This window comes from Microbacterium sp. CFSPD4_SD4 (genome assembly GCF_057364585.1).
In genome coordinates this window covers 24993-38621 of the sequence record NZ_JBNFOC010000014.1, presented here as the reverse complement: position 1 = coordinate 38621, position 13629 = coordinate 24993, and the positions used below count along the sequence as shown (strand labels likewise).

At 70.3% G+C, this 13629-nt stretch carries 19 protein-coding genes; 3 read left to right on the top strand and 16 right to left on the bottom strand.

Going from position 1 to position 13629, the window contains the following annotated elements; all coding sequences use genetic code 11:
- Positions 1 to 4: 4 nt before the first annotated feature.
- From glmM to AC2W7E_RS15230, 7 genes are all read right to left on the bottom strand, one after another.
- Positions 5 to 1363 carry a phosphoglucosamine mutase gene (gene glmM, locus AC2W7E_RS15260; RefSeq protein WP_292787252.1) on the bottom strand — a complete coding sequence of 453 codons (1359 nt, stop codon included), beginning with the start codon at positions 1361 to 1363 and terminating at the stop codon, positions 5 to 7.
- A gap of 14 nt (positions 1364 to 1377) precedes the next feature.
- The gene (gene rpsI, locus AC2W7E_RS15255) at positions 1378 to 1863 is read right to left on the bottom strand and encodes a 30S ribosomal protein S9 (protein WP_025104384.1); all 486 of its coding nucleotides are present in this window, start codon (positions 1861 to 1863) and stop codon (positions 1378 to 1380) included.
- A gap of 26 nt (positions 1864 to 1889) precedes the next feature.
- Positions 1890 to 2336, bottom strand: a complete 447-nt coding sequence (gene rplM / locus AC2W7E_RS15250; protein WP_071327520.1) for a 50S ribosomal protein L13 — start codon at positions 2334 to 2336, stop codon at positions 1890 to 1892.
- A gap of 190 nt (positions 2337 to 2526) precedes the next feature.
- Positions 2527 to 3195 (bottom strand): endonuclease/exonuclease/phosphatase family protein, encoded by a 669-nt coding sequence (locus AC2W7E_RS15245; protein ID WP_025104386.1) that lies wholly within the window; start codon positions 3193 to 3195, stop codon positions 2527 to 2529.
- Between the two features lie 53 nt (positions 3196 to 3248).
- Entirely contained in the window at positions 3249 to 4097 is an 849-nt protein-coding gene (truA, locus tag AC2W7E_RS15240) for a tRNA pseudouridine(38-40) synthase TruA (protein ID WP_315107577.1), read from the bottom strand.
- Between the two features lie 38 nt (positions 4098 to 4135).
- Positions 4136 to 5674, bottom strand: coding sequence for an APC family permease (locus AC2W7E_RS15235; protein ID WP_485989431.1), 1539 nt, complete (start codon positions 5672 to 5674; stop codon positions 4136 to 4138).
- A gap of 98 nt (positions 5675 to 5772) precedes the next feature.
- Complete coding sequence (locus AC2W7E_RS15230) at positions 5773 to 6138, bottom strand: winged helix-turn-helix transcriptional regulator (RefSeq protein ID WP_025104389.1); 366 nt, start codon at positions 6136 to 6138, stop codon at positions 5773 to 5775.
- A gap of 93 nt (positions 6139 to 6231) precedes the next feature.
- On the opposite strand from AC2W7E_RS15230, the gene AC2W7E_RS15225 reads away from it, so the two are divergent.
- The gene (locus AC2W7E_RS15225) at positions 6232 to 7155 is read left to right on the top strand and encodes an SDR family oxidoreductase (protein ID WP_485989430.1); all 924 of its coding nucleotides are present in this window, start codon (positions 6232 to 6234) and stop codon (positions 7153 to 7155) included.
- Here the strand turns inward: AC2W7E_RS15225 and AC2W7E_RS15220 are convergent.
- The 9 genes from AC2W7E_RS15220 to AC2W7E_RS15180 form a co-directional block, all read right to left on the bottom strand.
- A complete protein-coding gene (locus AC2W7E_RS15220) occupies positions 7094 to 7483 on the bottom strand; it encodes a hypothetical protein (RefSeq protein WP_238695680.1) in 390 nt (129 codons plus the stop codon). The two genes, AC2W7E_RS15225 and AC2W7E_RS15220, sit on opposite strands and share 62 nt — an antisense overlap.
- Positions 7480 to 8082, bottom strand: a complete 603-nt coding sequence (locus AC2W7E_RS15215; RefSeq protein ID WP_485989429.1) for an Asp23/Gls24 family envelope stress response protein — start codon at positions 8080 to 8082, stop codon at positions 7480 to 7482. The genes AC2W7E_RS15220 and AC2W7E_RS15215 overlap by 4 nt, the downstream gene beginning before the upstream one ends.
- Positions 8079 to 8645, bottom strand: coding sequence for an RNA polymerase sigma factor (locus AC2W7E_RS15210; RefSeq protein WP_485989428.1), 567 nt, complete (start codon positions 8643 to 8645; stop codon positions 8079 to 8081). The genes AC2W7E_RS15215 and AC2W7E_RS15210 overlap by 4 nt, the downstream gene beginning before the upstream one ends.
- A 117-nt stretch (positions 8646 to 8762) precedes the next feature.
- The gene (locus tag AC2W7E_RS15205) at positions 8763 to 8936 is read right to left on the bottom strand and encodes a CsbD family protein (protein ID WP_025104394.1); all 174 of its coding nucleotides are present in this window, start codon (positions 8934 to 8936) and stop codon (positions 8763 to 8765) included.
- Positions 8937 to 8950: 14 nt separating this feature from the next.
- Positions 8951 to 9649 (bottom strand): hypothetical protein, encoded by a 699-nt coding sequence (locus tag AC2W7E_RS15200; RefSeq protein WP_025104395.1) that lies wholly within the window; start codon positions 9647 to 9649, stop codon positions 8951 to 8953.
- Positions 9646 to 10212 (bottom strand): hypothetical protein, encoded by a 567-nt coding sequence (locus AC2W7E_RS15195; protein ID WP_485989427.1) that lies wholly within the window; start codon positions 10210 to 10212, stop codon positions 9646 to 9648. Before AC2W7E_RS15195 ends, AC2W7E_RS15200 begins: the two co-directional genes overlap by 4 nt.
- Complete coding sequence (locus AC2W7E_RS15190) at positions 10209 to 10550, bottom strand: hypothetical protein (RefSeq protein ID WP_029989602.1); 342 nt, start codon at positions 10548 to 10550, stop codon at positions 10209 to 10211. Before AC2W7E_RS15190 ends, AC2W7E_RS15195 begins: the two co-directional genes overlap by 4 nt.
- The gene (locus tag AC2W7E_RS15185; protein ID WP_025104398.1) at positions 10547 to 10738 is read right to left on the bottom strand and encodes a DUF2273 domain-containing protein; all 192 of its coding nucleotides are present in this window, start codon (positions 10736 to 10738) and stop codon (positions 10547 to 10549) included. The genes AC2W7E_RS15190 and AC2W7E_RS15185 overlap by 4 nt, the downstream gene beginning before the upstream one ends.
- A complete protein-coding gene (locus AC2W7E_RS15180; protein ID WP_025104399.1) occupies positions 10735 to 11172 on the bottom strand; it encodes an Asp23/Gls24 family envelope stress response protein in 438 nt (145 codons plus the stop codon). The genes AC2W7E_RS15185 and AC2W7E_RS15180 overlap by 4 nt, the downstream gene beginning before the upstream one ends.
- A gap of 175 nt (positions 11173 to 11347) precedes the next feature.
- On the opposite strand from AC2W7E_RS15180, the gene AC2W7E_RS15175 reads away from it, so the two are divergent.
- Together AC2W7E_RS15175 and AC2W7E_RS15170 are read left to right on the top strand one after the other, a co-directional pair.
- Positions 11348 to 11959: a TetR family transcriptional regulator gene (locus tag AC2W7E_RS15175; protein ID WP_485989426.1), complete on the top strand. Its 612-nt coding sequence runs from the start codon at positions 11348 to 11350 to the stop codon at positions 11957 to 11959.
- Positions 11959 to 13626 carry an MDR family MFS transporter gene (locus tag AC2W7E_RS15170; RefSeq protein ID WP_485989425.1) on the top strand — a complete coding sequence of 556 codons (1668 nt, stop codon included), beginning with the start codon at positions 11959 to 11961 and terminating at the stop codon, positions 13624 to 13626. The genes AC2W7E_RS15175 and AC2W7E_RS15170 overlap by 1 nt, the downstream gene beginning before the upstream one ends.
- The last annotated feature ends 3 nt before the right edge of the window (positions 13627 to 13629 follow it).

The following is a 13629-nucleotide window of genomic DNA, read 5'->3' as shown; positions in this document are numbered from 1 at the left end:
AGTCCTAGAGCGCGAGGCGCTCCTGCACGACGGCCGCGAGACGCTCTGCGTAGGCCCGGGCCGACTCGGAGTCGGCGGCCTCGACCATCACCCGCACGAGCGGCTCAGTACCGGACTTGCGCAGCAGCACGCGCCCGGTGTCGCCGAGCTCGGCCTCGACATCACGCACCGCCTGCTGCACGACCTCGTCCTCGGCGACACGATCCTTGTCGACGTCGCGGACGTTGATCAGCAGCTGCGGGTAGACCGTCATGACCGATGCGAGCTCCGCGAGGGACTTGCCCTGTCGCGCCATCTCGGCCACCAGGTGAAGTCCCGTGAGCAGGCCGTCGCCGGTGGTCGCATACTCGCTCATGATGACGTGGCCGGACTGCTCGCCGCCGAGCGCGTACCCGCCCTCGTTCATGTCCTCGAGCACGTAACGGTCCCCGACGGCGGTCTGGCGCACCGTGATGCCGTGCTCGCGCATCGCGACGTGCAGACCGAGGTTGCTCATGACCGTCGCGACGAGCGTGTCGTCGGTGAGGCGTCCGCGCTCCTTCATCGACAGAGCCAGGATCGCCATGATCTGATCGCCGTCCACGACGTTGCCCTGCGCGTCGACCGCGAGACAGCGATCAGCGTCGCCGTCGTGCGCGATGCCCACGTCGGCGCCGAGCCGGACGACGGCTTCGGCGAGGTTGTCGAGGTGCGTGGAGCCGACGCCGTCGTTGATGTTCCAGCCGTCGGGGTCGGCACCGATCACGGTGACCTCGGCGCCGGCGTCGCGGAACGTCTCAGGAGAGACTCCGGAAGCGGCACCGTGGGCGCAGTCGAGCACGACGTGGACGCCCTCGAGACGGTGCGGCAGCGAGCCGAGCAGGTGGACGACGTAGCGGTCCTCCGCATCGGAGAAGCGGTCGATGCGACCGACGCCGGCGCCGGTCGGGCGCAGCATCTCGCCGTGCATGGCCTCTTCGATGCGCTGCTCGACCACGTCGGGGAGCTTGCGTCCGCCACGGGCGAAGATCTTGATCCCGTTGTCGGGCGCCGCGTTGTGCGACGCGGAGATCATCACGCCGAAGTCCGCATCGCGATCCGCGACGAGGAACGCCAGAGCGGGCGTGGGGATGACCCCGGCCTCGAGGACGTCGACCCCCGAGGAGGCGAGGCCCGCGGCGACCGCAGCGGTCAGGAAGTGCCCGGAGACCCGCGGGTCACGGGCGACGACGGCGGTGAGTCGCTTGCCTTCGGCCTTGCGAGCCTCCGCCGTACGGCCCTGGCCCAGGACGACAGCAGTCGCCTGGGCCAGGGTGAGCGCCAGGTCGGCGGTGAGGATGCCATTGGCGAGTCCTCGCACGCCGTCCGTGCCAAAGATCGGCATCGGAGCAGTGGACCTTAACGCTTCGAGTACTGAGGCGCCTTACGGGCCTTCTTGAGTCCGGCCTTCTTGCGCTCCTTGACGCGGGCGTCGCGCGAGAGGAAGCCGGCCTTCTTCAGGGTCGGACGGTTGTTCTCCGCGTCGATGCCGTTGAGGGCACGCGCGATGCCGAGACGCAGGGCGCCGGCCTGGCCGGAGTCGCCACCACCCGAGATGCGGGCGATCACGTCGTAGGCACCGGCGAGGTTCAGCGCGGTGAACGGGTCGTTGATGAGCTGCTGGTGCAGCTTGTTCGGGAAGTAGTCCTCGAGCGTACGGCCGTTGACCGTGATGGTGCCCGAGCCGGGAACCAGACGCACGCGGGCGATGGCCTGCTTGCGACGGCCGACAGCGGCGCCGGGGACGCTCAGCACGGGGCGGGGAGCCGCCTCGACCGCGTCGGTCTCCGGGGTCGACGTCGAGAAGTTCTGGAGGTTTTCGGTGGAGTCCTGGATGTCAGCCACGAGTATGTCCTTAGTCTGTACGGCGCTTACTGGGCGACCTGGTCGAGGGTGTACGGCTGGGGCTGCTGCGCGGCGTGCGGGTGCTCGGCACCGACGTACACCTTGAGCTTCGACAGCTGCTGGCGGCCCAGGCTGTTCTTCGGGAGCATGCCGCGGATGGCCTTCTCCACAGCGCGGACCGGGTTCTTCTCGAGGAGCTCGGCGTAGCTGACGGCCTTGAGGCCGCCCGGGTAGCCGGAGTGGCGGTACGCCATCTTCTTCTGGAGCTTCTGACCCGTGAGCGCGACCTTCTCGGCGTTCACGATGATGACGAAGTCACCCGAGTCGATGTGGTTGGCGAAGGTCGGCTTGTGCTTGCCACGCAGGAGCGTCGCCGCGTGCGAAGCCAGACGGCCGAGAACGACGTCGGTGGCGTCGATGACGACCCAGTCGCGCTGGACTTCGCCAGCCTTGGGGGTGTAAGTGCGCGTCACGATAGTGCTGCTTTCTTGTCGAACGGAGGTGTTCGTGAATCCCACTCCGGGGTGGTTCTTCCCGACGGGGAGGAACACGCCAGTGGAGGGCTCACGTTCGGATGTGCATCTTCCCCGCAGGCAGGGAAGGGCACCAAAGAGTCAGCATACGCCACCGGAACGGCATTCCCAAACCCGCCGGCGCCCGGACTCAGTCCGGGCGGACCGTCACGAGGATCGGGCGGTGGTCGCTGGAGCGCTGCGGCAGCGTGGTGATGCGCTCGATCTCGAAGCCGGACGACGTCGCGAAGTCGTAGTGCCCGCGGAAGACGCGGTAGCGCGTGTAGGTGTGGTCGTCGCTGAGGGAGAGCGCGTAGCCCTGGTCGCGCACGGCCTGCCCGAGGTTCTCCTTGAACACGGGGTAGTTGTAATCCCCCACCATGAGCTGCGGCAGCCCCTCGCCCAGCGTCGCGAGCTCGGCGAGCGCCGCACGGATCTGATGCCGCCGCAGCGAGTTCAACGCCGTCAGGGGCGCGGCGTGGAAGGACGCGACGATGAACTCGCCGCCGTCGTCGATGTCGCGCAGGCGCGCGCCGAGCACGCGCTCGTGCGCCGGCTTCGCGATGCGATCGTGCAGCGACTTCTTCAGGCCGAGGGTGCGGATGCCCTGCAGGCGGTAGGTGCTCTCGCGATAGAAGAGCGCGAGACCGAGACGGTTGCCCTGCGTCGCATCCGCCAGCACGAGACCGCCGATCCGGTCCGGCAGCTCCGGGACGTCGCACTCCTGCAGGCAGAGGATGTCGGGATCATGCTCATCGACGAGCGCCGCGAGCTCGCCGGCGGCCCGGTGCTTGCGCAGGTTGTAGGAGATGACCTTCATGATCGTCACCACGCTACCCGCCCCATCTGTGCCCCGGCTCCGGATCCGGACGATCAGTCGGTCTCGTGGTCCCGGCGGGCGCGGGTCTGGGTTGCCCGCGCGGCGAGGAGGTCGTCGGCGGGGTATCCGACCTCGGTGAGCGTGAGCCCGCGGGCGGCGAGCACCTTGAACTCGCTGGTCCGCGTGAGGGCATCGCGGAGCACGACGAGGTCGCCCACGTCGAGGCGCCCCTCCCCCACCGCCGCGCAGGCGCCGACGAGGGCCCGCACCATGCTGTGGCAGAACGCGTCGGCCTTCACCTCCGCGACGAGCACCCCGTCCGCGTCCCGCTGCCACCGGTAGTCGAGCAGCGTGCGGATGGTCGTGGCCTCCTCGCGCGGCTTGCAGTAGGCGGCGAAGTCGTGCAGACCGATGAGGGTCCGGGCGGCGGCGTCCATGGCCTCGGCGTCCAGCCGACCGCGGATCGTCGTGGTGTCGAGACGCCGTAGCGGGTCATAGCCGGCGAGGTCGTCGGCGAGCCGGTACCGATAGCGTCGCCAGACCGCGGAGAAGCGCGCGTCGAAGCCCTCGGGGGCGAGGGAGGAGCGCACGACCGACACGTCGGGGTAGGCGCCGAGCACCCCGCGCATGCGCGCCGCGATGCTGCCCGCGGGATCCTCGGCGGCGCGGCCGTGTCGTGCCTGGATCCGGGCCCACTGCGCCTCGTCGAGATCCACGTGCGCGACCTGTCCGCTCGCATGCACGCCGGCGTCCGTCCGTCCGGCGACGACGAACCGCACGTCGGAGCCGACGATCCGGGCGAGCGCCGCCTCCAGCGTCCCCTGGACCGTGCGGAGCGTGGGCTGCGTGGCCCACCCGCGGAAATGGGTGCCGTCGTAGGCGATGTCGAGCCGGATGCGCACGAGGCCAGCCTAGGACAGCCGCGCGCGCACCCTGCGCCTCAGATGCCGCCGTCGACCGAGCGGATCATCGCGCCCGGCTCCTCCGGCACCATCACCTCGGTCTCCCGGTTCAGGCTCTCGCCCCGGAAGAACCGCTTCGACCGCGGGAAGAGGTACCAGAGGAACATCAGGACGAGGCCGATCGCCAGCGACCCGATGCCGATCACGAACGTGCCGCCGATGCCGAAGAGCACGGTGTAGCCGTAGTCGACATCCCACATGTCGATCGCCGACTGCACGAACGCGCCGGTCAGCAGCAGCGCTCCGAGCAGCGGGAAGATGCCCTTGAAGAACAGGTCGCGGGTCGAGCGGCGCAGGTCGGCACGGAAGTACCAGACGCAGGCGAAACCGGTGATGGCGTAGTAGAACGCGATCGCGAGGCCCAGCGAGAGGATCGAGTCCTGCAGGATGTTGTCGCTGATGAGGGTCATGCCGACGTAGTAGAGGGAAGCCACCACGCCCATGACGATGGTCGAGAACGACGGCGTCTTGTAGACGGGGTGCACGTCCTTGAACTTCGCCGGGAGCGCCCTGTACACGCCCATCGCGAGCGTGCCGCGGGCGGTCGGGAGGATGGTCGTCTGGGTGGACGAGATCGCCGAGATGATGACCGCGACCACCAGCACCCAGCCGAACGGTCCGAGCAGCCCGTCCTTGATGGCCAGGAAGAAGTCGTCGGCGTTGGCCTCGTTGCCGAGTCCCGTGCCGTCCTCGCCGAGTCCGGCGTACATCATCGCGGCGATCGTCACCGCGACGTACGTCGCCAGGAGGATGACGCAGGTGAGCACCGCGGCGCGGCCGGGGATGCGCTTCGGGTCCTTCGTCTCCTCGTTGAGGGCGAGGCAGGTGTCCCATCCCCAGTAGATGAAGAGCGCGAGGAGGATCGCCTCGGTGAAGCCCGACCAGTCGGTGAAGCCGAAGGGGTTCAGCCACTCCCACGAGAACGGGGTGGCGTCGGGGGCGTCGCCCGTGAAGAACTGCCAGAGGGCGGCCACGATGAAGATCGCCAGCGCGAGGTACTGGATCGCGAGGAGCACGTTCTGGATGCGCTCGCCGATCTCGACCCCGCGCCAGCTCACCCAGGTCATCGCCGCGATGAAGAGAACCGCCACGACGACGACGCGCCAGTCGTTGTTCTCGAGGTCCTGCCCGATCAGCGACCAGAAGTACACGGAGGCGATCTGCGCGAGGTTCGCGAGCACGACCATGCCGGCGACCGCGACGCCCCAGCCGCCCATCCAGCCCACCCACGGCCCGAAGGCCTTGCTGCCCCAGGTGAACGTGGTACCGCAGTCGGGGACGGCGTTGTTGAGCTCGCGATAGGCGAAGGCGATCAGCAGCATCGGCACGAAGGCGATGATGAAGGCGATCGGCGCCTGCGCGCCGACGGCGAGCACGACGAAGCCGAGCGTCGCGACGAGCGAGTAGACGGGGGCCGTGGAGGCGAGCCCGATGACGGTGGAGCCCCACAGGCCGAGGGTGCCTGCGGCCAGGCCCTTGCCGTCGGGGCGTTCGAGGTGGATGGGCGTCGTTGCCATGTCCTGAACAGTACGGCTCGCTGCGGTATCCCGTCAATCCTTTTGTTTCTGCAACGGAATCCATGCGTCGCGTTCAGATACGCGAAGGATTCCGTGGGTCAGTCGCGACCGAGCATTCCGTCGGCGTGCGCCGCGACCCACTCCATCAGCGGAAGCATCCGCTCCATCAGGTCACGCCCGAGAGGCGTGAGGCTGTACTCGACATGCGGCGGCACCGTCGGCAGCGACTCCCGATGCACCAGGCCGTCGTCGGTGAGGGTCCGCAAGGTCGACGCGAGCATCTTCTCGCTGATGCCGTCCACCTCCCGACGCAGCTCGCCCCAGCGCCGCGTGCCGTCGGAGAGACAGGAGAGTACGAGCACGCCCCACTTGCTCATGATGTGGTCGAGGATGACGCGTGTCCCGCATCCCTGATCGAAGAGAGCGGGCTGGGAGTCGCGGATCTGCGCAAAACTCACCGTCATGTGGGTACCTTACCGAAAAGTGGGTACCCGCCGAAAGGAATGCGGAGCACGGCTGCCGGGGTTGTCCGGGGAGTCAGCAACGAAAGGACTCCCATGACCATCCTCGTCACCGGTTCGACCGGTCACCTCGGCCGCCTCATCGTCGCCGCCCTGCTCGCGCGCGGCGTCGACCCGCAGACGATCCGCGCCGGTTCGCGCGACCTCGCCAAGGGGGACGACCTCGGCGTGCCCGTCGTCCGTCTCGACTACACCGACCCGGCGTCGGTCGCGGCGGCGCTCGACGGCGTGGACACCGTCGTGCTCGTCTCCGGCTCGGAGGTGGGCCAGCGCGTCGCGCAGCATCAGGCGGTCATCGAGGCCGCGAAGGATGCCGGGGTGTCGAAGTTCGTCTACACGAGCGCTCCGAAGGCCACCACGAGCTCCCTCGTCCTGGCTCCCGAGCACAAGGCCACCGAGGAGCTCATCGCGGCTGCAGGTCTTCCCGCGGTGATCCTCCGCAACAACTGGTACACCGAGAACTACGCCGCCGACCTGGCTCGTGCAGCGGAGACCGGCACCCTCAGCGCCGGCACCGGAGAGGGCCGCGTCGCCTCCGCCAGCCGGAAGGACTACGCCGAGGCCGCCGCCGTCGTCGCCACCGAGGACGGACACCTCGGTGCGGTCTACGAGCTCGGCGGGGACGTCGCATGGACCTACGCCGACCTCGCCGCCGCGATGACCGAGGTGACGGGCCGCGAGGTCGTGTTCGTCCCGCTCTCCGCCGACGAGCAGCTCGCCGCGCTCCGCGCCGCCGGCCTCGACGAGGGCACCGCCGGGTTCGTCGTCGCCCTGGACGCCGGCATCCGCGACGGCGCCCTGGCGGACACCGACGGCACCCTCCGCCGCCTCATCGGCGCCCGACGACCCCGCTCGTCGAGGGCCTCCGCGCCCTGGTGTGACCCGTGGAGCGCCGCCGTCACGGACGGCGGCGCTCCCCCGGCTCCGGCTCCACGGCGCTCTGCACGTAGGCGACGGTGAGCGTGAGGCTCCCGCGGCGCAGGCCTTCGGCCCGCAGCACCGCGTCCACGGCGTCACGGGCATGCCGCAGCGTCGCGACGCTGCGCACCCGCCCGTCGACGCCGATCGCCGCCTCCACCGCCACGCCGTCCGCTCCGGCGGCGACGGACACGATCGGTTCGACTCCGCGCTCGTTCCCCCACGCCGACGCACCCGCACGCAGGAGGTTGGAGACGAGGGAGCCCGATCGGTATACGCCGCGCACCCCGGAGCAGGCGCGCAGCGCCGCCTCGATCCGGAGCGCGAGACCCGCGCGCTCCTCCTTCGACAGCTCGGTGCCGGTCATCATGCCCCCTCCCTGACGTCGGTGATCGCGACATCGATGGCCACGACCTGCAGCTCGGTATGACGACGCAGGCGGGCCTCCACCTCCGCGCGCAGCCGGTCGGCGACGCGACGGAGAGGGTCGCCGAGGCGCACGCTCGCGTCGATCGCCACCCGCACCGGCGCTCCGGGCTCTGTGACATCGCCCTCCAGCCGGCACCGGCCGACCAGCACGCCGGGGACGGCCTCCTCCGCGGCACGGACCAGTCCGCGCACGGCGCCTTCGGTGATCGCCAGCTCCACGTCCGGATCATCGGAGGCGAAGGGGATGCGGCGCCCCGCCTGGGCGTCCATCGCGATGCCGCTGAGGATCCTCTCCACCCAGCTCTCGTCCGCGGCAGGCGCGGAGGAGGCATCCTCATCCATCAGGGCGCTGCCCAGCCCGCGCAGCCTCTCCAGGGCATCGAGCGCGAGCTGGCACCCCGGCGACTCCTCGATGGCGGGATTCCGCGGGGTGCGGCCGGAGTCCAGGTAGTCGCTGAGCTCCTCGATCGTGCGCCCGTCGAGGTCGGCGGGCTCCAGGCCGAGGCGGCGCAGCTGGTCGTCCTCGTGGTGATCGGTCATCGCCACGCCTCCATCCGTGTGATCAGGAACCGTCGCGCGCGGGACAGCAGTCCGCGCACCGTGCTGACGGGGATGCCGAGCTCCTCGGCGATCTCGTCGTAGCTGTAGCCGGCCAGCTCCCGCAGCACCCAGCATTCGCGCTGGGCCTCCGGGAGTTCGCGCAGGGCCGCGCCGAGGGCCTCGACGCCCGCTCTCGCCTCGACGACCGCATGGGGCGATGCCTGCGGCGGCGCGGGTCGGTCGATCTCGTCCACGTCGAGCGCGGGACGCGTCCGGCGCAGCCGATCCACCGCCTTGCGGCTCACGATCCGCATGAGCCAGCTCTTGACCTTCGCGGGGTCCTCCAGCTCACCGAACCGCTGCCATGCCGTCACGAACGCGTCCTGCACGATGTCGTCGACCTCCGCCGACGCGTTGAGCATCCGCTGCGTGTAGGCCCTCATCATCGGCGTGTACCTGCGCACGAGCACCGCGAACGCGGCGACGTCGCCGTCCATCGCGCGGCCGGCGACGATACGGTCTCCGACCTGCTCCAGCGCCTCACCCCAGTGATCGGCTGCCATTCCCCCACCCCTCGTTCACGGTTCCCCGGACGTTCGGAGCCCGCGCCGCATCGGATCGGATCGACCCTCTGCGCGCGGGCGGAGGAGACGCCCCTCCGGGCGCCTCCTCCCCTTCCGTCACTTGGTGAACGTGTCCTTGACATCCTCGGCCGCGTTCCTGACATCGCCCTTGGCCTGCTCGGCCTTGCCCTCGGCGACGAGCTTGTCGTTGTTCGTGACCTCGCCGACGACCTCCTTGGCCTTGCCTGCGACCTTCTCGGCTGCGGCCTTGATCTTGTCCTCCGCGCTCATGGCGCCTCCTTTCCTCACACGACCCCGACGGTCGGGGTCGATGTCTGTGTGCTGTGCGGCTCACGCGCCGCCGTGCTCTGTCCGGCCACCAGCGAACGGCGCATCCGCTGCCGGGAGCGGAAGAGTTCCCGCCAGCCGCGGTCGGCGATGTGCACGACGACCGGCATCCGCGTCCCGGTGACGGCGTCCCACTCCTGCACGACCGCATCGGCGGCGGCGAGCACCTGCCCCAGGGCCGCGCCGGGGCGTGGAGTGACCACGAGGCCGAGAGCGATCTCGCGGCCGGCCTTCCGGCTCGTCACCCGGGCGGCCAGCACGTCCGCTCGATCGGCGAGGGGGGCTGCGAGCAGCTGCTCCGCCACACTCCGGTCGACGGTGGTCGTGCCGCCCTCACCGGCGAGCCGGAGAAGGGTGCGCTCCCGCCTCGGCCTGCGGGTGAGCAAGAACGCGAGGAGGAGGACGACGAGCAGCACCGCGGCGGCGAGCCCCGCGAGCGCCCACAGCGGCACGAAGCCCGCACCGGGGATGTCGAGGCCCCAGGCCCCCGACCACGCCACGACACCGTCGGCCTCGGCGAGCACATCCTCGGCGGGGGCCGGAAGCGCCCCCGCGCCCCGCAGTCCCGCAGCGAGGAGGACGACGCCCCCGCCCAGAAGCATCGCGGCTCCTCCGAGGAGGACGATCCGGTTCGCGACGGTCCCTGCCGACGTCACGCGATCACTCCTTCCCGCGCCACCCGCACCCGCGGCGAGAGCCGGAATCCGGTCTCGTCCAGCACGCGCAGGGCCGCGTCTCCCGCGGCGTCCGCATCCACCGGGACCCCGCTCGTGGGCGTGACCCGGATCAGCACCGTGCGTCGTCCCACGGTCACGCGCACCTGGCCGCGTGGCACGCCGACCCGGCGCGCGGTGCCGTCGGCGATGGCGTCGGCGAGCACCCCGTCGTCGATCACGAGCGCGGCCCGTGCGGCGAGCCGCGTGCGACGGGCCCGCCGACCGGGAAGCACGGCGAGTCCGAGGAGGAGCAGCGCCACGACCACGAGCACGGCCCCGGCGGCGATCATCACCGCAGGCGCCGCGGCGGAAGCCGTGACGGGCGTGAGCCATCCGGTGATCTGCGCGCGGAAACCCGCGTCGAGAGTCCCGGCGACCATCGCGCCCAGCAGAGCGAGGAGGAGCACCGCGAGGACGACCGCGAGCGCGATCGCCGGGCCCCGGCGCGTCGCCCTCGCCTCTCGACGAAGCAGTCGCCGCGACGTCGTCGTGTTCGCCGTCATGCCACTCTCCTCTCGTCCTCACGCCGGACTCCGGTGAAACGCACGTCCACCGCTCCCACGCGGCGGGCCGCCAGCTCGCGCATGCCGCGGACGACCGCGTCGCGCACGGCGTCGGCGCGGACCGCCACGGGACCGCCCCCGCGGCTCCCCAGGACGACCGGGACCGCCACGGAGACCCGCAGGTCGCCGCGGCTGTCGGCGAGGTCGACGCTCGCGTCTCCCGCGCCGACTCCGGCGACATCGCGGACGATCCCCAGCGCGAGCCGATGCAGCGCCCGGGCCTCGACGACCGTGGCCCCCGCCACGGTCGTCGGCCCGTCCGTCACTGCGACGCTCATGAGGACGATCGCCGCCCGCGCACCACGTCGGCGAGCGCCCGCACGTCCAGGCGACCGTCGACGATGCGGCCGACGACCGCACCGACGAGCATCGCGAGGGTGACGAGCAGGAACGCCCAGAACCCCCAGACGATCCAGGTCAGCGCGAGCACCGTCGCCGCAGCTCCGCCGATCACCGAGGCGTTCACTGGACTCGCGCCTCCGGAGCCTCGTCGTCGTCCTCGGAGGGGATGTGCACGTCGTTGACGGTCACGTTCACCTCGGCGACCTCCATGCCCACCAGCTCCACCATGGCCCGGTGGATCGCGGCCCGCACCTGGTCGGCCACCTTCTGCAGGGACACGGGGTACTCCGCGACGATCGTCACGTCGACGGCCACCTGCGTCTCGCCCACCTCGACGCTGATCCCCTGCGCGAGGTCGGTCGTGTTGAGGGCGTCGCGGATGGCGCCCATCATGCGTGCGGCGCCGCCGCCGAGCGCGTAGACCCCGTCCACCTCTCGTGCCGCGATGCCGGCGATCTTCGCGACCACCGCATCCTCGATCGTGGTCTTCCCCGCCGCCCCCTGCGACGCCGGAACGACCTGAGCCTTGGGCTGGGTGCCCCCAGTCACGTTCGCCATCTCGAGCTCCTTCATCCGTGTGACCACGCGGTTCCCGCGCGGGCCGTGTTCTCACGACACCACTAAGACGGTCGGGGAGCACAGAATGTCACAAACTTCTCCGAACGAATTTCGGCCCGCCGCTCGGCGGCACCTCTCAGTGCACTCCAAGGTTCAGAGTGCAAAGTTGCACTTTATGGAGACCAGTGCAGAATCCACCCGGGAGCAGCGCAAGCGTCGGACCACGCGCGCGCTCACCGAAGCCGCGCGCCGCTTGACCACCGAGCGGGGCTTCGCGGGCTTCACCGTCGAGGAGCTGTGCGCCGACGCCGGGGTCTCGCGGCGCACGTTCTTCAACTACTTCGAGAGCAAGGAGAACGCCGTCTTCGGCTTCGCCGTCATCGACTCCCGCCAGGAGGAGCTCGAAGCGGCCTTCCTCGACCGCGAGGGCGATCTCCTGGACGACTTCGTGCAGCTCACCATCGAGCGCTTCGCCCTCTTCGATCCCATCGAGCACGCCGCGGAGCTGTTCGCCGTCATCGAGCAGGAGCCGCGGCTGCTGCGGGCCGCCTTCGAGCAGCAGGAGAAGCACGAGCGCCGCGACATCGCCCTCGTGGCCCGCCGCATCGGCGCGGAGCCGGACGCGGAGCTGCGCGCGGAGGTGCTCGTCCACTCCGTCGGCGCGCTCGTGCGCCTGTGCATGGAGCAGCTGCTGCACCACCACTCCACCGAACCGTTCGCCGACCTCATCACCCGCCGGCTGCGCCTCGCGCGCGACCTCTACTCCCCTTCACAGAAAGCCCACTGATGTCCGCCACCGCCACCGCGGATGCGCCCTTCCTCCTGACGAAGCGCCGCATCTGGATCATCTTCAGCGCCCTGATCGCGGGCATGCTGCTCGCGAGCCTCGACCAGACGATCGTGTCGACCGCGATGCCCACCATCGTCGGCCAGCTCGGCGGCGTCGACCATCAGGTCTGGATCACCACGGCCTACCTGCTCGCCACCACCATCGTCATGCCGATCTACGGCAAGTTCGGCGACGTGCTGGGCAGGCGGTCGCTGTTCCTCGTCGCCATCGCCCTGTTCACGCTCGCCTCGGTCGGCTGCGCTTTCGCGTCGGACTTCTGGATGTTCGTCGTCTTCCGTGCCCTCCAGGGTCTCGGCGGCGGCGGGCTCATGATCCTCTCGCAGGCGATCATCGCCGACATCGTGCCCGCCAACGAGCGCGGCAAGTACATGGGCCCGCTCGGTGCGGTGTTCGGCCTCTCCGCGGTCGCCGGACCGCTCCTCGGCGGCTTCTTCGTCGACCACATGACCTGGCAGTGGGCGTTCTACATCAACATCCCGGTCGGCATCGCGGCGTTCCTCATCGCCCTCGTAGCGCTGAAGCTCCCCAGCAAGAAGGCGGAGAAGCCGATCGACATCCTCGGCGTGCTCTTCCTGTCCGCTGCCACGACGTGCCTCATCTTCTTCACCGACTTCGGCGGCGACGCCGCGTTCGGCTGGGATTCCCTGGCGACCTGGGCCTGGGGCGCCGGCCTCGTGGTGTCGGCGACGGCGTTCGTCATCACCGAGTCGCGCGTGCAGGACCCGATCATCCCGCTCAGCCTCTTCCGCAACCCGATCTTCGTGAACGCCACCGCGATCGGCCTCGTCCTCGGCATCGGCATGTTCGCGGCGATCGGCTTCGTCCCGACATTCCTGCAGATGTCGTCCGGAACGTCCGCCGCCGCGTCGGGGCTGCTGATGATCCCGATGATGGTGGGCCTCATGGGGACCTCGATCTTCTCCGGCATCGCGATCTCGAAGACCGGGAAGTACAAGATCTACCCGATCCTCGGCACCATCATCACCGGCATCGCGATGGTCGCCATGACCACCCTGTCGGCGGAGACGCCGATCTGGCTGATCTGCGCGTTCCTGTTCGTCTTCGGCGCCGGGCTCGGCCTCATCATGCAGGTCGTCGTGCTCGTCGTGCAGAACGCCGTCCCGGCAGGCGAGATCGGCACCGCCACGAGCACGAACAACTACTTCCGCGAGGTCGGCGCCTCGCTGGGGACCGCGGTGTTCGGCACGATCTTCACCACGCGGCTGACGGAGAACCTCCTCGGCGTGTTCGCCGGCGCCGGGGCATCCCCCGAGGCCGCGTCCCAGGCCGCATCCACGATCGACCCCGCCACGCTGAACAGTCTGCCGGACGAGGTGCGCGACGGCATCGTCACGGCGTACGCGGACGCGCTCGCGCCGGTGTTCTGGTACCTCGTGCCCTTCATCGCGCTCGCGCTCATCCTGTCGCTGTTCCTCAAGCAGATCCCGCTGTCGGATCAGGCCGGTCTCGTGGCCCGCGGTGAGGCGATCAGCGGCGAGGAGGCCGAGCGCCTGGAGGCCGAGCTCCGCGCCGGAGGGCGGGTCGACGCCGCACGCGCGGACGCCGAGCCGGGAGAGACCGGCTCGGCGCCCGCAGGCAAGTAGCCC